Source organism: Mesorhizobium sp. WSM4806 (genome assembly GCF_055811635.1).
Map to the genome: position 1 here is coordinate 47214 of NZ_JBVVQZ010000008.1, position 18451 is coordinate 65664.

The window sequence follows — 18451 nt, forward strand, 5'->3', positions numbered from 1 at the left end:
GCAGCCCCTGGTCCATGCGATTTCGCGCATCGGTTGCATCGCGGCCCCAGACACGCTATTATACTGTCTCGCATTCCCGGGGGGGGAAGGTGGATGAGCATCGTCCATAGTGTCGGTCCAATTCTAGATCAGGCAATTGCCGCAGTTCTCAACAGGGCCGGCTTTGGGGATACCGTCTCGGTCAAAGCGGCATTAAACCTGGTTCGGCAGGCTGCACCTGATTTGGTCGCATCCAATGACGATCTGACCGAAGCTATCCTCGAAGTCGCTGCTGCCCTGGGTCTGTTCGTAGCTTTCGATGAGCAGGAAGAGTATCCGCTCAGTCCCGCTTAGGTGTCCGATCACCCCTCGAAAGATTTAATCCATGTCGCGTAAGCGGTTTTGCGACTACGACATGCATAGAACAAGAACTTAGCGTCCCGTGAATCCATTCAGCCGCGACGCGATTTAGCGAAATAATCCGCCCCCTCATGGAACCCTTTAGCAATCGACGAGTTGCGTTCAAAGCTGAAGGTGACAGCCATGGCAACCAGAGAGAGCGATCGTGGCTTCCGAGATCTGGTCCGTTCGGAAGACAATCGTCGGAGCCTGCGCAAGCGATTAGGACTGGAAGGCGATCAAACCCTGTCGCCGAGGCTTGTCGCATTAGCTCAAAAGCTTCACAAGGAGCTTGAGCGGCGAGAGCAAGAGATGGCTGACGAGAAGCCCCCGTCGCCCTGAAGTTGGTCATGGCATCTCATTCTTTGACCAGAGATTGGCAACGCGTGGCCGAGCGGGCCATAAGACCTGGCAACGCCGTTCGCAAATTGATCGGCACCAAAGCCAATCGTCGTCACGCACTGAAAGCGTCACTCGAAACTGATGCCTGACCGAGGCTGCGGACCAGTTGGCCGCAACGAGTGGCCAACTTTGCGACCATAGATATCGACCCGTGGGGACCCCATCACACTCGGCTTGAGCACCTGCAGCCCGGCTACCCCTTCGAGTCTTGCCCTAGTTTGTGGAAGATGTTTCGGGTAGCTCTGCCTGGACCAACGGGGACGCCTCGACCGACAGGAACGCGGATGAAAGGTCATGGCGCAGCTACGACGCCTCGTGCCGTCGTCCCTGTTAGGCGACTCGTGAAAGGACTTGCTGATCCAGGTCGCACCTTGCCAGTCCGAAACGCCAGCGATGGTTCGTTGCCTCACGTCTGCTCTGGTAAAACAAGGTCAGTTTCCCGCCCTCGATCATTACCGTCGAATGGCCGTTCTCCCCAGGCTCACCAGGATCAAGCACGGGGCCGACCGACACGTAGGGACCCTGGACGTCGTCGGCGATGGCGAAGAATACGCGCTGACGACTTCCGCGCGGACCCTCGGGAAGGAAGCAGGTGGCGTTGAGAAGCACGCGGCCGTCGGGCAGTTCGACCAGTTGGGCGCCCTCGATCCCCCATTCGTAGTCCGGATGCTCGCGCGCATTGTGATGGGGAACGTCGAGATGGTCCAATATCTTGCCGAGACGTTTCCACGGCCCGAACCAGGAATCGGATTGGCTGCGCGCCAGATAGACGTCAGGCTGCGGCACCCTGGTGAATTTAGGCATGCCTGAATAGACGATGTAGCGCTTGCCGCCGATGATCGCCGGATGGGGATCATAGATCCCGTCCTCATCGGTGCCCGGCAGGGACAATATCGCCGGTTTCAGCACCACCCAGTTGAATCCATCATTGGAAACCGCATGTTCGCAACGTCCGCCCGACTTCATGAATTCGGTCTGGATAAACATATGGAAGACGCCGCATTCATGAATGACGCCGGGCGCCGCTATGCCCGATCCGGTTACCGGCAACTCGAGCGCCTCATGCTCAGTCCACGGCCCATAAAGGTCCGGAGCCGTGGCATGTAGTATTTTCCAGCTCTCGGTCGTGACAGTGCCGCTGGAACCGAAGACGTGCCAAATCTCGCCGTCGAACACCGGACAAGGATCCTTCAGATCATCCACGGACTGCGGGTGAAACAACGGAAAGACGTTGGTTTCAAAGTTAAACTTCATTCCTTGCGGCTCTCTCACGGTGGCTGCCCTCTTCGGCCATCTGTGGCGACCAAAACGAATCATGCGCGGCTCATTAACTCTTATACCTGCGCTCATGAATGGTTGTTGAACGATTGAGCGGATTTCAGCCGTTCTGTGGCAATGCGCCACATTTGGCGAGATATGAAGCTGCAAGCGCCTCCGCCTTGGCCGAGGCGACATGTCCGTCGGGTGTTGGTAGCAGGCCGCTTCTCTTCGAACAATTGCGCAAGTGGCCGGCTCGGCGGCTACAGCCAATTAAAATCCATGGAACAACTTACTCAAATGAAAGTTAGATGTGCGGATAAAGGATTCATCAGGAGCGTGCTTCGATTAACATATGTTAATCTGGAGAATTACGAACTATAATTCAGAGGAATCTTACATGAAAATAGCGGGTGGCAAAAAAAATAAATCAAATATCCCGATAAAATCGTCTATTATACTTTGCTTTTCTCACCTCAGGTGGGATTTCGTGCACCAACGCCCGCAGCATATTCTGACGCACGCCTCAAAACAGCAGCAGCTAATTTACTTTGAGGAGCCGGTCTACGAGGAAATATGCTATCCTTCGATCCGGGTGAACGATCGATCTGCAATGACAATCGTAACCCCGGTTCTTCCGGCCGGCATTTGCGCAACAAAGGCGGACGCCATCCAGCGCAGGTTCGTCGACCAGATCCTCACCTCAGCGCCGCATGACCGGCTGACTGTATGGTATTACACGCCCATGGCGCTGCGTTTCAGCGATCATCTCCGCTACGACGTGTGCGTCTACGACTGCATGGATGAACTCTCCGCCTTCAAGAACGCGCCGGCAGAGTTGACGCAGATGGAAAAGGCGCTGTTCCAGCGCGCTGATGTCGTGTTCACGGGCGGGCAGAGTCTGTACGAGGCCAAACGAAGCCTCCACAAGTCGATTTTTCCCTTCCCCAGCAGCATCGACGTTGCGCATTTCCACAAGGCAAGAGAGCCCGGCGATGACCCTGTAGACCAGGCACACATACCTCACCCGAGAGTGGGCTTCTTCGGCGTGATCGACGAACGGCTCGACGTTGAAATGATCGCACAGGCGGCTGAGGCAATGCCCGAAGTGCATTTCGTCATGCTCGGCCCGGTGGTCAAGATCGACCCGCTAAGCTTGCCGCGCGCAAGTAATTTACATTGGCTGGGTGCCAAGCCCTACGCCGACCTGCCTCGCTATCTCAGGCACTGGAGCGCCGGCTGGATGCCCTTCGCGCTCAACGAGGCGACACGCTATATCAGCCCGACCAAAACTCCTGAGTTCCTGGCCGCCGGACTGCCGGTGGTCTCCACGGCGATTGTGGACGTCGTGCGCACCTATGGCGCCGAAGGCCTGGTCGACATTGTTGACGCCGAAGACATCGAAACCAAGCTTCGGTCCCTTCTGTCACGTCCCCGGAATTTCCTGTTGAAGGAAGTCGATGCCTACCTCGCCAACATGTCCTGGGAACGAACGTGGGACGCAATGGCTGCCCATATCCAGCGCGCCTATGCAATGAAAAGCATTGTGCCTTTGCGCCGGGGAGCCTGACCATGTTCGATTGGTTGATTGTCGGCGCCGGCTTCGCTGGCAGCGTGCTCGCCGAATGCATCGCATCGCAACGGCAGGAAAGCGTCCTGCTCATCGACCGGCGAAATCACATCGGCGGCAACGCTTATGACTGTTACGACGAAGCTGGAATTCTGGTCCACCGCTATGGGCCGCATATATTCCACACCAACGCCCAATCGATCATAGACTACCTCTCGCAGTTCACCGAATGGAGGCCTTACGAACATCGCGTACTGTCTTCGGTCGACGGAAAACTGCTGCCGATACCGATCAACCTCGACACGATCAATCGTCTGTACGATCTTGAATTGACGCCCGAGCAGTTGGAGGAGTTCTTCGCATCCCGGCGAGAAACGGTCGAGGAAGTCCGGACAGCTGAAGACGTAGTTGTGAGCACCGTTGGCAGGGAACTCTACGAAAAATTCTTTCGCGGCTATACAAGGAAGCAGTGGGGTGTCGATCCGGCCCAGTTGAGCAAGTCGGTGACGGCGCGGGTCCCTACCCGGACCAACCGCGATGACCGCTACTTTGGCGACATCTTCCAGAATATGCCGGCTGGCGGGTATACACGCATGTTCCAGCGCATGCTGGACAAGCCAAAGATCAAGATCATGCTGCAAACCGATTATCGCGAAATTCGCGACACGATCCCCTTTCAGCGGATGATCTACACCGGGCCGATCGATGAATATTTCGACTGGAGCCTTGGTCGTCTGCCTTATCGGTCACTGCGGTTCGAACACGTGACGCTTGATTGCGAGCAGTTTCAGCCGGTCGCCGTTGTCAACTATCCGCAGACGGAAAACTATACCCGCATTACCGAGTACAAGCATCTGACCGGTCAGCAGAGCCCGAAGACCAGCCTGACTTACGAATATCCAACCGATATCGGCGATCCCTATTACCCGGTGCCGCGGGCGGAAAACGAGGCGCTGTACAAACGCTATCAAGCACTGGCAGCGGCGTGCCCCGACGTGTGGTTCGTCGGGCGCCTAGCCACGTACCGCTACTACAATATGGATCAGGTCGTCGGTCAAGCGTTGGCGACGTTCGCGCGCATTCAACAAAGCCTGCCGGCAAATGGCGTGGCGCAGATGCCAACGCACCGAGCGATGCTCGATTCGTCGGGCACGGCTCGCGGCGAACATCTATACTGATCTCGGATAGTGGTAGCCAAGTCGTGCCTTGCCGTGATCCGCCGCGAAAGTCGCCAATGGTCGCGCGCCTTTTTTCGACGGCTACGAAACACCCGCCGAGAACAATGTGCGTTGGCGCTCCAATTCATTGGCGACCGGCTGGCGAAGACTGCGCGAACCGTCGGCATGAATCGTGGAGAATAAGCCGACTTCCGCGTGGCGCGAATTGTCCCAGCCGGGATACGCGGTCACCGGGTAAAGGCATATGCCCTGAATCGGCGCACCAAGGCTCATCGCGTCACGGATCTCATCGCAAACATAATGGAGCCATGCCGGCCGGCCTGACCCTTCAGCACCCGTCTCGGCGATAAACATAGGTTTCCTGTAGCGCTCAGCGACCTCGACCAACATGTCCGAAAGTGCCCGGTATTCGTGGTGACCCATCGGTATCGTTGGCCCCTGAAAGTACCATTGATTGTGCGGATAAAAGTTGAGCCCGATGACGTCGACACAGTCCTCGCTGCCGCCCAGTTCGGGCTCGGCACGGCCCGTCAGCATGTCATAGGCTTCAAACTGGCCCTGACGAACATTTTCTGCGCGCCGCTGCTCGGCGCGAGTGCGGTCGCGAGGAGCGACGTGGATTAGCGGTTCAGCCCAGATGAACCTGCAATCAGGTTCGGCATCCCGCATGGCTTTGACGCCCGCAACCGCTGCCCTCACAAGCTGCCGCTTGAACCATCCCCGCTTCTTCGGCCCCACGCGCGGGAAATAGCCGACCTCTATCGCCCATGCGAAGAACGAGATTTCATTGATGGGACATACTAGGGGAGCTGTCCCGGCAACGGAGCGGTGAACCCGGACAGCCTCAGCGGCGAATCGCACATAGGCCTCGGTGAAGCCTGAGCCACCCTGGTCGACATGATCCGGCGAGCCGTAGTGAAAGATATCCCAGATGACCTGCACCCCGGCGGCCTGAGCTGCTTCGATCATCGATATCCAACCCGACCAATCGAAAACTCCTGGCGCTGTCTCAATCAGGTGCCAGCGCAAGCCGTCGCGAATCGTGCGAAGCCCAAGGGCAGCACAACTGCGATAGTCGCCGAGGGCGTGCGTGTCGTGTGCGGTCGCGCGGATCAAATCGAGGCGCACTCCGTCGCCGCGCCGATGGGATGAACACTCGAAACCAGCCATGAAGAAGCTGGCAAACGCGGACCGGTACTCGCCTGGCGGACGCGCCGGATCGCTGCTCATACGTGCGACCCGTCGGCCAAGGCTCGCGCCGACGCTCCCGCCAGGCGACCGGCCATTGCCATTCTCGACCGCCACAATTGCTTTCGGGCCTCCATCACGTCGTCCCCTGAGCGGTACATGCCGTGCAAGCGTCGAAAGTTGACCAAGCGAGCGTGAGCGGAGCCGAGTCCAGGTGTTGTCGGTGAGCAGACGTTGACCTCCGGATGACAGACTGTCGCTCTGAAGCCGCGCCTCGCCAATCGTTGTCGGGCTTGATGATGGAATCCGAGGAAGGAGAAGATCGCACGCACGACAACTATAAAGCCGATGAGATGCAACGACACGCGCAATCTCCCCCACACGGCCTACCGAACTTGCCTGCGACCGTTAGGTTCCCCTTCGGCTAAAGTTTTTCTGGTCGGGCAGGCGACCCGCCAACCTGGCATTTCTGCCCTTGTCGACGAAGCGACGCACGACAATTCCGCTCCCTCGTCATGTCCGCAGCGAGGGTTCCGCCTGCAACTTCTCTGGTGATCGGTCGACATCACCAGCTCCGCGCCGCTCTTGAGGCAGGGCGCCGCGGCGTCGAGACAGGGCATCGTTGTACCCAAGATGGGGGTAAAGATCATCGGCCTGCCAAGCCTGGCGAAACATTTTGCCACCGCGGCAGTTATACCGCTCCGGCGACGAAATTCGGGGCATGCCTTTGAACGATATTAGATTGGCGATACCGCTGGTCGGGGAAGTGGGAGACTCTGCGCCGAGACCGGCTGCCGGCCTGCCTTGGATTAAGTTAGCCGGTTCCTATTTCGCCACCGAGGACGGCGAGGCATGGACGCCGATCGGGCAGAATGATGCGGTAAGCTGGCCCGAACTCAATGGCCTGTTCCGGCGCGCCGATATGGCCGGCGTGGAAAATCATCTCCGTTGGCTGAAGGAAAGCGGCGTCACATGCCTCAGGCTGATGCTGGAATATGCCCAGGTTCGCCACCGCTACTTCGAGAAGCCGCAGGGCCGCTTCGTGCCGGCGATGGTGCAATTGTGGGACGACCTCTTTCGTCTTTGCGAAAAGCAGGGCTTAAGAATCCTGCTCACTCCCTTTGATACGTTCTGGCAGTGGCTCCATTGGCGCCACCACCCCTACAACCGCAATAACGGAGGCGTGCTGGACCACCCGTCGCGATTCCTGGTCTGCGCCGAGACGCGCCGCGCGATCAAGGCAAGGCTGGAATTCGTGGTTCGCAGATGGAGCGGCAGCGGAGCCTTCTTCGCATGGGACCTCTGGAACGAGATCCATCCCGAGCAGGCTCAGGGCAGCGCGGATGGATTCGGCGCCTTCATCCATGATGTCAGCGATTTTGTGCGCCGGCTGGAAACGTCACTTTACGGTCGCTCTCACCCGCAGACCGTCTCGCTTTTCGGACCTGAGCTTCGCTGGCGGCCTCACATGCCGCTGCCCGGGCCGATCTTCCGCCACCCCGACCTCGACTTCGCCTCCCTCCATCTCTACGAGGAGGGCACGATCGACGACCCCAGTGACACGGTGGCGCCAGCGCTCGGCATGGCGCGGATCGTCGGAGAGGCGCTTGGTGAAATTCATGACGGTCGCCCTTTTCTCGATTCCGAGCACGGCCCGATCCACTCGTTCAAGGACAAGAAGATCACGCTCCCCGAACCCTTCGACGATGAATACTTCCGCCATCTGCAATGGGCTCACCTGGCTTCGGGGGGTGCCGGTGGCGGCATGCGGTGGCCGAACCGCTCCCCGCACGTGCTCACCCCCGGAATGCGGCGGGCGCAGCGTTCGCTGGCCGACTTCCTGCCTCTGATAGATTGGGTTTCGTTCCGGCGTGTCCATCTCGGCGACAAGATGCGGATTTCCGGTCCCGACATCGCGCCGGTCGCCTGCGGCGACGATTCCCAGGCAGTGGTCTGGCTGGTTCGCAGCGACACGATCGGGCGAAATGGCATGCTGCGTGCCGGCACTGCGCCCATTCCTGCCGTCCTGGAGCTGCCCGGGTTGGCTCGCGGCACCTATCGCGTCATCGCCTGGGACACCGCGGCCGGCAGGCAAACAGCGGAATGGCAAGCGAATTCGGACGGCTGGCTGAAGCTTGATTTGCCGCCGTTCTCCGCCGATGTCGCCCTTGCCATCCGCCGGATCTAGGGAGGCAACTTCGCGCCGATGCCGATTTTCAGTGACCGGGGCTTTGGAACCGTGTAGCCGGTGATGGGCTCGACATCGCAACACTCCTCTGTAACCGCCCGCACGGTCGAGCCGCCGGCAACCTCAGGATTTCGGTGACCGCAGCGGCTTCTTGAGGCTGCGCGCGGCCTTGCGCGTAAAGACATGTGACCTGCCAGCCGGAATTGAGCGGTGGCTAAGTGGCGCGAACCTGATCTGCTTCTCTCGGCGTCGCCGTCGATAGCCGGGCATGATGCCGATCCGTCCCCCAAGCTACAGAGGGTGACGGGTGATGCCGTCTGCCCCGTCGCCACATCCTGCGTCGCAGCGCGGTCAGCCGCCAGTAGTCTGATCTGGTCGACCAAGTCCTTTCTTTGTAGGGAGTTTTTGCTTTTCTTTCAGCAGCCGAACAATCGCGTCGACGGGCGGCGCAAGGTCGGGCGGCGACTTGCTGTTCGAGCGCCACAAGTATCCAAAGAATGTTGTCAGTATGCGCATTGTCGTTACCTCCTGGACCACCAAACTTCGCTTGGGCGTTGTTGTTCCTGAACGGCAGGCCAAGCGCCGCTGTGGCAGGCAGGCACGGCTGGAGTCTGGACGGGATAGAAGTTCTGGAACTCGTTCCTCCAGAACTCAGCCGTGATCGCTCCCGGTTGCTGACCTCGTCCATTCTTCCGACCTGGAATTCGGGGAGACGGTCGAGGAGGCTTGGCTGAATAGACCGAGGGCAGGTTCTGGCGGTGGGCAGGGCGCAGGTGTCGTGGCGATACCGACAAGCTAAAGGAGGGGTGCGTCCCGCCCCTCCGAATGGCGCTACTGAGCCGCATGTTCGACCGGCCAAAGGGTCGAGGCTCAATCTGGAAAACGACGTGAAGTGCTCGCGTCTCGGATTGTTGCAAATTACATGGCAGAAGGGCGGACGAGTAGAGCTTCTTTGCGAGACGACCGTTGGACGGGGCTTGTTAGCAGGCGGTTTGTCTTTCGTTCGGGGACCCGGCCGAGCCAAATGCGTTCGGGTCGGGCACACTTTGACCTAGTGCTGAACCCTCTCCGATCAGCCCGCGTCCTTCCCATTCCCTCGGGGCGCGGTCGTTGGCGATGTGATGCAGTCCGCCGTGCCGAAGGATATGGCAACCTTTTTGCTGTGCGGGTGGAATCCGATCTGGCGACGATGGTTCGGTGCGGCAACACAGCGCTGTGCTGTCAGATCGGGGAGAACAATGCGGCAAAGGCAAGCATTCACTGAAAAGGAAAAACGAGACAGAAAGGAGCGTACGACGGATGCTGCGCGGGAATTGATCGAGGTCGAGCGCGCGGCACGAGATGCAAAGACAGCTCGGCTCCGGGAACGACGACTGAGGACTGAAACCGCTCTTTCTGGGGCACCGGCACCGAAGAGGAATTCGAAGAAGTCGTAGTAGGCACGCTGCACCTGGCGCTTTCCACTCATTCCTGGCGGTCTCCGCAAGGCGCAGTTTAATTCACAGGCTGCAGCAACTGGCGCTCGATCTTAGCACGATGACCCAGCTGGCCCAGGTCGCGCTTCTCGAAGTCTTGTCCGCACACTGGACAATACTCGAAATGGTCCGCCCGCGGCCGGACCGGGTGGTCGTGGTGTTTGCCACCTGTGGCCTGGTTGGCTGTTGTCCTTTTTATTTGGACCGGCGCCGATTGAGGCACCAACTGGGCTTACCTACAAGACGAATAAGGCGCGGCGAACATTCCGAGCCGTGAGATAACAGGGATTGGCTGCTGAGGTCACCCTCCCGCCGCCTTAAGGCTCCGCGCGGCTTCCTCGATGGCCGCGCGATCATTGCCAAGCCTATCGATCAGTTCTTGTGCCTGGTCACTGCTTATGCCCGTTCGCATTGCCAGAGCCTCGACGGTCAAAAGGTCTGAGCTGGCGATCTCGCGAGTTTCCGGGAGAGCATTGTCTGCGGTAAGGGGCGGCGCAAATGCCCGCCACCGGCGCCCAGGCAGCCTGTGTTCTCAAGCCTACATTCCTCTCATATTGGGCCGCTCGCTGTTTCCGCTCGAAAGTTCTCATGGCCCGATGGATGTTCCGGAGAGCTTGGCTGGAATCGTGCCGCCCTTCGAATTCGATCTGCTTGTCGGTGCCGGACACTGACGCGAGGAAAAACTGCTCAATCTCGGATCGCAACCGATCCGGAACATTCTCGCCAAGGAGAGACCCGCTATGCGCATCTTGCCTGTGCGGGCAAAATACATAGCGATCGTTTCTCACGGTCTCGGCGTTCTCCGTCCGCATGACACGAAGGGCCGCCAGCAGATCGCATTTGATGACAACACCGGGAGCGCTGGCTGCCTCATGGATAACCAGACCGTCGATCGCATCGCCATCATCGCCCAGTGTAGAAGGCAGAAAGCTCCAGTCGTAGGGGTAGGCTAGGCCCGCTGGAAGCGGCCGCGTATACTCGAACAGCTTCTTCTTGGGTTTGTACGTCAACTTTGCTTCGGTACCACGCGGCGTTTCCACGACCACCCTTGATCCGATCCTTCGATGTAGTCGTAGGCAGTGTCAGATAATTCGCCACGTTTGGTCCTCGCGAGCCCATGCCGATGGCTCCAGAGTTCTCCAAGCGGCGGATCGCGGATTTGTTCCGAACGTGCCTACCCTGGTCTTCAGGGAAACCGATGCAGATTGGGCGCGCAAATACACTGCTCATTCGAAGCCGCCAGTGAGCTTGAGATCGAGAATGCGATTATCGATCAGGACAACGCCGGTCTACCGCCCAAAGAGTTGAAGAAACGGCCGGCGAAGCAGTGGGCCAGAGGCGGTGAAGCTGCATATAAAGCACCTCCGCGGCGAACATGGCCATATCCGACATAGTTCTGTGCCGGTATCAGCGACGAATAGGAACCGAGGTAGTTGGGAGCATTTGGCGGGCCAAAAGGTGCGGCAGCTCTACATACGTTTCTTGGCCTCATAGACTTCACGTATTCGGCGGCTGCTGCCGTTGGCGCTCAGCTTCGGCTGCATGCCATTCTCGGTCGATGGAGCCTTCCTCAGCCTTGTGGAAGTACTGCGAGCAAACTAGCCAGCCTTTGAGGGGTCTTAGCAATGCAACACACGCGCCAACGGTGAGGGGTAAGGTTGTGAGCGCATGCATCCAATAGGACGGCTCATACGTGAGCTGAAACCATAGTGCGAAAGCCAGCGCCGGGAATGCCACAATTGACATGGAAAAGAAGGCCGGCCCGTCAGCCGGATCGGCGAACGAGAAATTCAATCCGCATACCTCGCAACGCCGCGCCAGCTTGAGATACGTGCTGAACAGATGCCCCTGTTGGCAGCGCGGGCAACGCCCCCTGATACCGGTTAGGACGGGGTTGGTCGTTTCGTTGTAGGTCATCCTACAAAACCACATCGCCGCGGCGTTGTTCCGAAGCAGGCCGCGTCCTCGTTGGATTTCGGCGACGAGGAGTAACTGGTTTTGCTGGCGCCAATGTCGCGTAGATAGCGCAAGCTTTAGGGGGCTACCAGAACCCTTAGGTCCGCTCGCCGAACTCTGTCCCATTTCCCGTCGCACGACGATCGTCGGGTGGAATCTGGATGACCTCCGACTCGGTGCGGCCGAACTCACGGCCAATTTGAAATGCCGCGTACAGCGCGCCAAGACTGATTAAGAATCGAAGCATTGAGATCTCCTTCGGCGGTAGAACTACACGGCCGGCAGTTAGTTCCACAGGGACGGAACCACAACGTTCAACATTCGTTGCCAACGACCTTGGGCCAAGGAGGACGCAACAGATGGCGGACAAGAGCACGAGCGACGCGAGCCGAGTTAAGAAGGGTGCAGAACTAGAAGTTGAGCACCTCGCGGAGGTGACAGGCGTGACGCCCAAACAAGCGCGGGCATTGCTTCGCAAGCACGGCGCTGACTGGCAGCGGCTGAAGGACGAAGCTGAAGATTTGAAGAAGGAGGACTAGTCGGGTCGATCTTCGGCGCGATTCGGACGTAGCCTCGCCCGACCTACTTGCGCACAAGCCAGTCCAGCGCATCCAAATCGACATGCTCGGTCAGCTCACTTACGAGTAGTCTGGCGTGTGACCGCAATCGGCACTGGGGATATTCAGGACATCGCACTTGGAGCCGATACTCCAAATTCTGATTGGTTTGTGCCATTTCAGTCTCCCGCTTAGATGGGGCGGCAGCACCTGAGTTGGCTATCAAGCGCCAGCTTGCCGTGTAAGTGCGCGCGACCTGTGAAGTGTACGCGTTTGGCAACAGTAGCGTGTCAAGCCTGCCGGCCGCCGCGCGTCAGGCGCGAACGATTGCAAGCTCGTCTTCAAGCCTGGCATTTTCCTTTTGGGTCTTATTGTCGGCACCGATCAGCCGGGGTAGCGAGCGCATGATCTCGCCGCGCGTCCAGCCGGCCCCACCCATGCAGTCGACAATCCGCGCCGATGTTGATTTCAGTGATCTCCCAAGGCTTGGAGTCTGGTGCCGGCGATGCAGCCTGTCGCGAGGAAGGCGCGCGCAAACGCTGGAGTCGTTTAGGCGGTGAGCCCGCGCTAACAATTGTTACGCCGTGGTTGCGACCTGGAGCCACGCATACCAAAGGCGGGGTAGGGTAGGGAACACATGGTCTGGCCCAAAGTTGGGGGTGCCAAAGGAGCGAGGGATGGCGACAACGGCTTCGCAGCATCGCCGATTTCCGACGTCCGCAGGTATTCTGCTCGGGCTTGGCCTGGGCGGATTCTTCGATGGAATCGTGCTGCACCAGTTGCTGCAGTGGCATCATATGGCAACCAGCGCCGGCTATCCCGCCAACAGTGTTGAGGACCTTCGGTTCAACACGCTTCTCGATGGCCTGTTCCACGCCTGCACTTACATCTTCGTCGTGCTTGGTTTGGTCGTGCTCTGGCGCACCGCTCACAAATCTCATCTCTGGTGGTCGGGAAAGATGTTGCTTGGGACGATGCTCATGGGCTTCGGGATGTTCAATTTGGTCGAAGGGGTGATCAATCACCAGCTTCTCGGCATTCACCATGTCAACGAAACCGTCCCGCAGGACCAGTGGATCTATTGGGACATCGGGTTCCTGATTTGGGGTGCGCTGATGCTGATTGGCGGCTTGGCGCTGGCAAGGCGGGGCAAACGGGAGTCGCCAGGTGAGCCTCGCTAGTTCCGGCACCGTACGCATACGAACTGGTCGATCGCGATTGCGCTCGCGGCGGGAACAAATCACGCGCAGCGCGGTTCGGGGCACTTCAGCCATGGAGGGAAAAATGCGCAGAGTGTTGAATGCAGGCATTCCGTGCGCTCTTATCGTTGCGGCCGCCAGCCTCAGCGCCCTATCGGATCCACTGCCGCCCGATACAACCTACCGACCACTGCCCGCCCGTCCATTCTCCGCCGTCAAGGCTGATGACGAAGCGCAGAAGCCGCGCGTGATGGCGCGCCAGATGGCTTTGCTGGAGGAGCGATACGATTTGTCGGATCGCCCCATACCAGGCGCAATGATGTCGGGCGGGACAAAACCTGTCCAGCACGGCGTCCGGGTCAAGCTGGCGAAGGGCCAGACCTGGCAGGGCCTGGCAGAGATGAGCCCTGGCGAGATCCGTGACCGCAACCTGCTGCCCAACGGTCTTCTGCCGCTGCCGCATGTCAAACAGGCGACCGGGGGACAGGTTTTTCCGGAAGAAGAAATTCGCGAGATCGGCCGGCAGGAGGGGCGTGATCTCCGACGCTTCGACGTCGATTTCGATCTTCCCGATCACCTTACGCCAGAGTTCCCGTCACCGATTTTCCTGACTACCCATCCGGAACTGGGCGACGTTTCCCGCGGCGAGTTGCTGACGATCCGCAACTACTATGAAATCATGAACGGCATCATCACGCCGGTTCAGATGGAAGGGCTGCGGCTTCTCCTGACGCCATTCCCGCAGGAGGAATTCAATCAGACCGAGGACCGCAAGGTGGCGGCGCAGAGCCTGGGCGTAACCTGCCTCGATTGCCATGCCAACTTCAACACCAACGCTGCCTTTCATCTGACGCCCGATGTCAGACCGCAGGCCGCGCGCTTCCGTCTTGACACGACCAGCCTGCGCGGTCTGTTCAACCAGCAGATCCATGGGTCGAAACGGTCGCTGCGCTCGGTCGAGGATTTTACCGAGTTCGAGCAGCGCACCGCATACTTCAACGGCGACCATGTCAGCGCCACCAGGAAGGGCGTCCACCTGCCCGATCGTACAAACCAGGTGGCGATGATGGCGCAGATGCAGAACATCATCGATTTTCCGCCGGCGCCGAAGCTCGATCCGTTCGGCCGGCTCGATCCCGCCTTGGCCAGCGAACAGGAGCTGGCAGGTGAGCGCGTGTTCATGGGCAAGGGCCGCTGCGCGCAATGCCATGTCCCGCAAACGTCGTTCATGGACAACAACATGCACGATCTGAAGCTGGAGCGTTTCTATAGACCGGGGCAGACCTTCAACGACATGGTGGAATTGCCGGACGGACCGATCAAGACGTTTACGCTGCGCGGCATAAAGGACACGCCGCCGTATCTGCATGACGGCCGTCTGATGACGCTCGCCGATACGGTGGAGTTTTTCAACCTGGTGCTCGGCACCAAGCTCACCGAGGACGAAAAGAACGACCTCGTTGCCTATATGCTCGCGCTTTGACTGTGGCAGGCCGACCGAGCTTCGAAGGAGGTTCTCATGCGTGTCTTTGCAACTGCTTTGGGATTGGCGGTGTTTTGCGCATCGCCTCTCTCGGTATCGCCCCTTTTGGCCCAGATCGGAAACCCGGCCGGCATGGCCCCGGATACCAGGATGGAGGCGCCGGGACAGCCGGCGCCTCATCAGACCAACTACCAGGACCGGCTGTTCGCGCAGCTCGCCGCCGCCGGCGGCGCAGCCGAGGTCGAATTCGGCAAGCTCGCGAAAAAGTCCGACAACTCCGCCGTCACGGCATTTGCCGGCCGCATGGTCGACGACCACTCGGCGGCGAACGCGAAACTGAAATCTCTCGCTGAGACCAACAAGATCCCGCTGCCGGAAGGGCTCGACGAGGAGCACGAGAGGCAACGGGCCGAGCTTGAAAAGCTCGACGGGGCGAGGTTTGATATTGCCTATATCAGCGGGCAGATCACCGATCATCAGAAGACGGTGCAGCTGCTTGAATGGGAGATAGGGTCGGGACAGGATGCCGACCTTCAGCATTTCGCCTCCGAGACTTTGCCGACGGTGCTCGAGCATCTGCAACTGGCGCGCGACATCAAGGCGGAACTGGCAAGCCAAGCGATCGCCGACTCCGCCGCGGCGCCGACTAAGCAGTAGCCCGCCGGCGGCAACATCACTTTTTCCTGCATTGTCCCTAGGCCAGTCTCGTCGCGTTTCCTTGCGGCGAGTGGCCGCCCACGATCTCGCGCGCAGCGGCAGTCCGGAACAATCGCGCCAGACTGCCGTTTGGCAGTATCATCGTGGGAGGAGGTGTTGCAGCGGATCGTATCAGGAGCTCTGGCGGGATTTGCGGCCACGCTGGCGATGACCATCGCCATGCGGCGCCTTCATCCGTTGCTCGACAACCGGGACCGTTATCCTTTGCCACCGCGCGAGATCGTCGAGCGCGTTGCCACCGCCGGTGACGAGCAGGGCGCGCGAACCAGCACGCTGCTTGCCCATTTCGGCTTTGGAGCCCTGACCGGCTCGATTTTCGCGCTTCTGCCCACGCACCGTGGCAACGGCATCCTTTATGGCCTGGGCGTGTGGGCGCTCAGCTATCTCGGATGGATTCCCGCTGCCCATATCCTCGCGCCAGCCTGGCGGCACCCCTTCTACCGAAATCTTCTGATGCTGGCCGTCCATGTCGTCTGGGGCGCGACCCTCTCCAGGTCTCTGAGCGAGCTCGAAGCCGCAAGCGCCGAAGTGTTTGGTCGGCCCGCCGGCCCAAGGGCGGCGATATCGGAAATTCGTAAGAAGCGAGGCTGATGGCTACAATGCCGATCCCATTCTGGCTTGACCGCGAGCAGGAAGTTTCAGTCAAGACCTTGCAGATCATCTCGGGTCTACTCGAGACCGTCGGGCAGGGATCGTCTGACTGCGCGCAGCCTAGCTTTGCGGGATTCGGTCCTGAAGGTAGCAGTTCTCACGAGTGAACGCATTCCAACGTCCCCGCGGGTCTACGCGTAGCGGTCGTGGCGGCGCACCCAGTCCATTCCCTCAGCTTCGTTGCGCCCCTTGGGCATGAGGTCGAGCATGGCGTAGGTGCCCATCATCACCTCTACACCGCGGCCGAAGGTGGAGTAGGTGTGAAAGACGGTGCCAGCCTCATCCTTGTAGAAGGCGCTCAGGCCAGGCCATTCCTCGCCGGTTTCCCGCCATTCGCCGTAGTTGTAGTCGATGTGCCCGGTGGCGACCTCTTCGGGCGTGAAACTGACCCGGAAATCGTAGTTGAACGGACTGCCGTTCGACGACACCCATCTGAACTGCCAGCCCATGCGCCTGCGATAGCGCTCGATCTCGGCAAGCGGCGCGCGCGAGACGGCGATCATGGTTACATCGTGATGCGCCAGATGCTTGTTCATGCCGTCGGTGTGATCAGCCATGAACGAGCAACTCGGGCAGCCTTCCTTCCATCCCGGCGCGAACATGAAATGTTGCACGAGAAGTTGCGAGCGGCCGTCGAAGAGATCGGCGAGCGCACGCGGACCATCTGGTGTGTCGAACAGATATTCCTTCTCGATACGCACCCAGGGCAGGGCGAGCCGCTCGCGTGCGACCTTGTCGCGAAGATGCGTAAGTTCCTTCTCCGCTCGCAGCAGGTCCCGGCGGGCGGTCAGCCAGTTATCGCGTGAAACAACAGCGTGTTGCATTGTCAGTCTCCTTGGGTTTGGGCGACGGAAGTGTTGCAGTGCTGCGAACGGGCGGAAAAGAGCTTCAGCCACGGCGATACGTGAAAGAGGCTCATCAGCAGGTACATCAGGGCCATGTCGTTGATCGGCATGAAAAGCGAGGCGGCAGAGCACATGGTCATGCTCGAGCCGACAGTAGAAATCCAGGCCATCAGGGCAAAGGTCGGTGCGGCGGCGAGCCCGAGCCAGCGGGCAAAACCGACCGCCTGCCCGAGCAACGAAGTGGCTTTCTCTTTTGCTGCAAACATCGTAATTTCCGGTCCTGCGGTCGAATTCGCCGTTTCCATGGTTTCGATAAAAAGACGCTATCTCGGGCAGCCGGAGAGGTGAGAGTTACAAGTGTGACGGGATTTCAATGTGGGGCTGCAAACAAACGGACCTGCAGCTATCGCCTACCGCAATAATCGGGAGCGCGCATTTAGCCCTCAATCCAACGCATTCTCACCGCGTCCTGGCCGACACGGAAACGAATGAGACCACGCCCAGTTGCGAGCATCGCTTGCTGGAGCTGCGTTGGTCGGTCGGAGGCCAATGGTGTTTCTAATGGAACGCTAATATACAATGGACGCTCGAACGAGCAGCGCCTGCCAAATACCTGGGGAACGCCATGCGAAGCCTCGTCTTCACGATGTGTATCGCCACCGCAACTGCCGCCAGCGCCCATGATTGGTACGAGGACAGGATTGACCCACTGACGAAATTCAAGTGTTGCGGTGGCTCGGATTGCCGCGCCATACCTCGGTCGTCGGTACGGTCCAGGATAGACGGTGGTTACACTTACTTGCCGCATAATTTCAACATCCCACGGGACCGTGTGCAGGAATCGCCGGACGGCCAATACCACATCTGCGAGAGTACCTATGTCGTCACTAATCAGCTGTATTGGCGTTGCTTTTTCGCACCTCGCGCAAATGTCTCTCTAATTCTCCCACATTAAGATACTGCCTGAATTCCTTGCCGCCCGGACAAGTGGAGCTGGACCAGTCCCAGCGCTTCGGCCGGAGAAGCAGCTGTTGTGATCGATCATCCGGGGAACATTTTCGTCAGCCTTCAATTAAGCAGAGAAGCTGGTTTGGAGCAGATCAATGGGCATTTTTTCCGAGCTTGATAAGAAATTGACGGAAAATCTCTACGCGCACGGCAACGACCTCGTCGATCCTGCTGCGGATCTCCCAGAGAGCGTCGAGGAACGGGTCGAACTGTTGATGCCGTTCGTTCAGCCCGAGGCTCGCGAGTTGGTCCGCTCGCAAATCCTTGGTCTCATTCATGAGTACAGGAATGAGGATTCCGCCCCATCGCGTTAGAGACCTTGGTCATGCGGCGCCGGGAGGAAAATCGTGTGGGAGCAACGCTGCAAGCGCGCACCATGGACAGCAGTAAACGTCGCCA

The 18451-nt window shown here is 59.2% G+C and carries 17 protein-coding genes and 3 pseudogenes; 11 read left to right on the forward strand and 9 right to left on the reverse strand.

Annotated elements, in window-relative coordinates; genetic code table 11:
• The first annotated feature begins 93 nt into the window (after positions 1–93).
• Positions 94–333, forward strand: coding sequence for a hypothetical protein (locus AC0L2M_RS14100; RefSeq protein ID WP_027154105.1), 240 nt, complete (start codon positions 94–96; stop codon positions 331–333).
• A 777-nt stretch (positions 334–1110) separates the two neighbouring features.
• Here AC0L2M_RS14100 and AC0L2M_RS14105 read toward each other — a convergent pair.
• Positions 1111–2310: a glycoside hydrolase family protein gene (locus AC0L2M_RS14105; RefSeq protein WP_473535163.1), complete on the reverse strand. Its 1200-nt coding sequence runs from the start codon at positions 2308–2310 to the stop codon at positions 1111–1113.
• A 127-nt stretch (positions 2311–2437) separates the two neighbouring features.
• Between AC0L2M_RS14105 and AC0L2M_RS14110 the strand changes: the two genes are divergently transcribed.
• Both AC0L2M_RS14110 and glf read left to right on the forward strand, forming a co-directional pair.
• Positions 2438–3607 carry a glycosyltransferase family 1 protein gene (locus AC0L2M_RS14110; protein WP_473535164.1) on the forward strand — a complete coding sequence of 390 codons (1170 nt, stop codon included), beginning with the start codon at positions 2438–2440 and terminating at the stop codon, positions 3605–3607.
• A gap of 2 nt (positions 3608–3609) precedes the next feature.
• Complete coding sequence (gene glf / locus AC0L2M_RS14115; protein WP_473535165.1) at positions 3610–4785, forward strand: UDP-galactopyranose mutase; 1176 nt, start codon at positions 3610–3612, stop codon at positions 4783–4785.
• A gap of 81 nt (positions 4786–4866) precedes the next feature.
• Here glf and AC0L2M_RS14120 read toward each other — a convergent pair whose 3' ends face one another.
• On the reverse strand, positions 4867–6015 hold the full coding sequence (locus AC0L2M_RS14120) for a glycoside hydrolase family 1 protein (protein ID WP_473535166.1): 1149 nt from the start codon (positions 6013–6015) through the stop codon (positions 4867–4869).
• Positions 6016–6694: 679 nt separating this feature from the next.
• Here AC0L2M_RS14120 and AC0L2M_RS14125 point away from each other — a divergent pair.
• Complete coding sequence (locus AC0L2M_RS14125; RefSeq protein ID WP_473535167.1) at positions 6695–8161, forward strand: glycoside hydrolase 5 family protein; 1467 nt, start codon at positions 6695–6697, stop codon at positions 8159–8161.
• 351 nt (positions 8162–8512) lie between these two features.
• On the opposite strand, the gene AC0L2M_RS14130 is transcribed toward AC0L2M_RS14125, so the two are convergent.
• Positions 8513–8677: a hypothetical protein gene (locus AC0L2M_RS14130; protein ID WP_287244436.1), complete on the reverse strand. Its 165-nt coding sequence runs from the start codon at positions 8675–8677 to the stop codon at positions 8513–8515.
• 68 nt (positions 8678–8745) lie between these two features.
• On the opposite strand from AC0L2M_RS14130, the pseudogene AC0L2M_RS14135 reads away from it, so the two are divergent.
• Positions 8746–8888, forward strand: a pseudogene (locus AC0L2M_RS14135) (ATPase domain-containing protein); the annotation flags it as partial.
• 1049 nt (positions 8889–9937) lie between these two features.
• Here AC0L2M_RS14135 and AC0L2M_RS14140 read toward each other — a convergent pair.
• From AC0L2M_RS14140 to AC0L2M_RS14155, 4 genes and pseudogenes are all read right to left on the reverse strand, one after another.
• Positions 9938–10135, reverse strand: a pseudogene (locus AC0L2M_RS14140) (DUF2934 domain-containing protein); the annotation flags it as partial.
• Positions 10136–10226: 91 nt separating this feature from the next.
• A pseudogene (locus tag AC0L2M_RS14145) lies at positions 10227–10682 on the reverse strand (inorganic diphosphatase); the annotation flags it as partial.
• A gap of 451 nt (positions 10683–11133) precedes the next feature.
• Positions 11134–11553 carry a DUF983 domain-containing protein gene (locus AC0L2M_RS14150; protein ID WP_287281617.1) on the reverse strand — a complete coding sequence of 140 codons (420 nt, stop codon included), beginning with the start codon at positions 11551–11553 and terminating at the stop codon, positions 11134–11136.
• A gap of 136 nt (positions 11554–11689) precedes the next feature.
• Positions 11690–11839 (reverse strand): hypothetical protein, encoded by a 150-nt coding sequence (locus AC0L2M_RS14155; RefSeq protein ID WP_287176796.1) that lies wholly within the window; start codon positions 11837–11839, stop codon positions 11690–11692.
• 112 nt (positions 11840–11951) lie between these two features.
• On the opposite strand from AC0L2M_RS14155, the gene AC0L2M_RS14160 reads away from it, so the two are divergent.
• The 5 genes from AC0L2M_RS14160 to AC0L2M_RS14180 all read left to right on the forward strand — a co-directional run bounded on the left by AC0L2M_RS14160 (position 11952) and on the right by AC0L2M_RS14180 (position 16139).
• A complete protein-coding gene (locus tag AC0L2M_RS14160; RefSeq protein WP_027154098.1) occupies positions 11952–12131 on the forward strand; it encodes a DUF3606 domain-containing protein in 180 nt (59 codons plus the stop codon).
• Positions 12132–12826: 695 nt separating this feature from the next.
• The gene (locus AC0L2M_RS14165; RefSeq protein ID WP_473535168.1) at positions 12827–13330 is read left to right on the forward strand and encodes a DUF2243 domain-containing protein; all 504 of its coding nucleotides are present in this window, start codon (positions 12827–12829) and stop codon (positions 13328–13330) included.
• Positions 13331–13433: 103 nt separating this feature from the next.
• Positions 13434–14831: a cytochrome B6 gene (locus tag AC0L2M_RS14170; protein ID WP_473535169.1), complete on the forward strand. Its 1398-nt coding sequence runs from the start codon at positions 13434–13436 to the stop codon at positions 14829–14831.
• Positions 14832–14867: 36 nt separating this feature from the next.
• Positions 14868–15488: a DUF4142 domain-containing protein gene (locus AC0L2M_RS14175; RefSeq protein WP_473535170.1), complete on the forward strand. Its 621-nt coding sequence runs from the start codon at positions 14868–14870 to the stop codon at positions 15486–15488.
• A 207-nt stretch (positions 15489–15695) separates the two neighbouring features.
• The gene (locus AC0L2M_RS14180) at positions 15696–16139 is read left to right on the forward strand and encodes a hypothetical protein (protein WP_473535171.1); all 444 of its coding nucleotides are present in this window, start codon (positions 15696–15698) and stop codon (positions 16137–16139) included.
• A 191-nt stretch (positions 16140–16330) separates the two neighbouring features.
• On the opposite strand, the gene AC0L2M_RS14185 is transcribed toward AC0L2M_RS14180, so the two are convergent.
• Both AC0L2M_RS14185 and AC0L2M_RS14190 read right to left on the reverse strand, forming a co-directional pair.
• Positions 16331–17023 carry a DUF899 domain-containing protein gene (locus AC0L2M_RS14185; RefSeq protein WP_473535172.1) on the reverse strand — a complete coding sequence of 231 codons (693 nt, stop codon included), beginning with the start codon at positions 17021–17023 and terminating at the stop codon, positions 16331–16333.
• A gap of 2 nt (positions 17024–17025) precedes the next feature.
• Positions 17026–17310, reverse strand: coding sequence for a hypothetical protein (locus AC0L2M_RS14190; protein ID WP_473535173.1), 285 nt, complete (start codon positions 17308–17310; stop codon positions 17026–17028).
• Between the two features lie 837 nt (positions 17311–18147).
• Between AC0L2M_RS14190 and AC0L2M_RS14195 the strand changes: the two genes are divergently transcribed.
• Positions 18148–18366 (forward strand): hypothetical protein, encoded by a 219-nt coding sequence (locus tag AC0L2M_RS14195; RefSeq protein WP_473535174.1) that lies wholly within the window; start codon positions 18148–18150, stop codon positions 18364–18366.
• The last annotated feature ends 85 nt before the right edge of the window (positions 18367–18451 follow it).

Excerpts from the sequence above, each read along its gene's own strand:
- AC0L2M_RS14110 (WP_473535164.1), top strand. The coding sequence starts at position 2,438 with ATGAAAATAGCGGGTGGCAAAAAAAATAAATCAAATATCCCGATAAAA.
- AC0L2M_RS14120 (WP_473535166.1), bottom strand. The coding sequence starts at position 6,015 with ATGAGCAGCGATCCGGCGCGTCCGCCAGGCGAGTACCGGTCCGCGTTT.
- AC0L2M_RS14180 (WP_473535171.1), top strand. The coding sequence starts at position 15,696 with ATGACCATCGCCATGCGGCGCCTTCATCCGTTGCTCGACAACCGGGAC.
- glf (WP_473535165.1), top strand. The coding sequence starts at position 3,610 with ATGTTCGATTGGTTGATTGTCGGCGCCGGCTTCGCTGGCAGCGTGCTC.
- AC0L2M_RS14125 (WP_473535167.1), top strand. The coding sequence starts at position 6,695 with ATGCCTTTGAACGATATTAGATTGGCGATACCGCTGGTCGGGGAAGTG.
- AC0L2M_RS14150 (WP_287281617.1), bottom strand. The coding sequence starts at position 11,553 with ATGACCTACAACGAAACGACCAACCCCGTCCTAACCGGTATCAGGGGG.
- AC0L2M_RS14190 (WP_473535173.1), bottom strand. The coding sequence starts at position 17,310 with ATGTTTGCAGCAAAAGAGAAAGCCACTTCGTTGCTCGGGCAGGCGGTC.
- AC0L2M_RS14130 (WP_287244436.1), bottom strand. The coding sequence starts at position 8,677 with ATGCGCATACTGACAACATTCTTTGGATACTTGTGGCGCTCGAACAGC.
- AC0L2M_RS14175 (WP_473535170.1), top strand. The coding sequence starts at position 14,868 with ATGCGTGTCTTTGCAACTGCTTTGGGATTGGCGGTGTTTTGCGCATCG.
- AC0L2M_RS14195 (WP_473535174.1), top strand. The coding sequence starts at position 18,148 with ATGGGCATTTTTTCCGAGCTTGATAAGAAATTGACGGAAAATCTCTAC.
- AC0L2M_RS14165 (WP_473535168.1), top strand. The coding sequence starts at position 12,827 with ATGGCGACAACGGCTTCGCAGCATCGCCGATTTCCGACGTCCGCAGGT.
- AC0L2M_RS14170 (WP_473535169.1), top strand. The coding sequence starts at position 13,434 with ATGCGCAGAGTGTTGAATGCAGGCATTCCGTGCGCTCTTATCGTTGCG.
- AC0L2M_RS14155 (WP_287176796.1), bottom strand. The coding sequence starts at position 11,839 with ATGCTTCGATTCTTAATCAGTCTTGGCGCGCTGTACGCGGCATTTCAA.
- AC0L2M_RS14160 (WP_027154098.1), top strand. The coding sequence starts at position 11,952 with ATGGCGGACAAGAGCACGAGCGACGCGAGCCGAGTTAAGAAGGGTGCA.
- AC0L2M_RS14100 (WP_027154105.1), top strand. The coding sequence starts at position 94 with ATGAGCATCGTCCATAGTGTCGGTCCAATTCTAGATCAGGCAATTGCC.
- AC0L2M_RS14185 (WP_473535172.1), bottom strand. The coding sequence starts at position 17,023 with ATGCAACACGCTGTTGTTTCACGCGATAACTGGCTGACCGCCCGCCGG.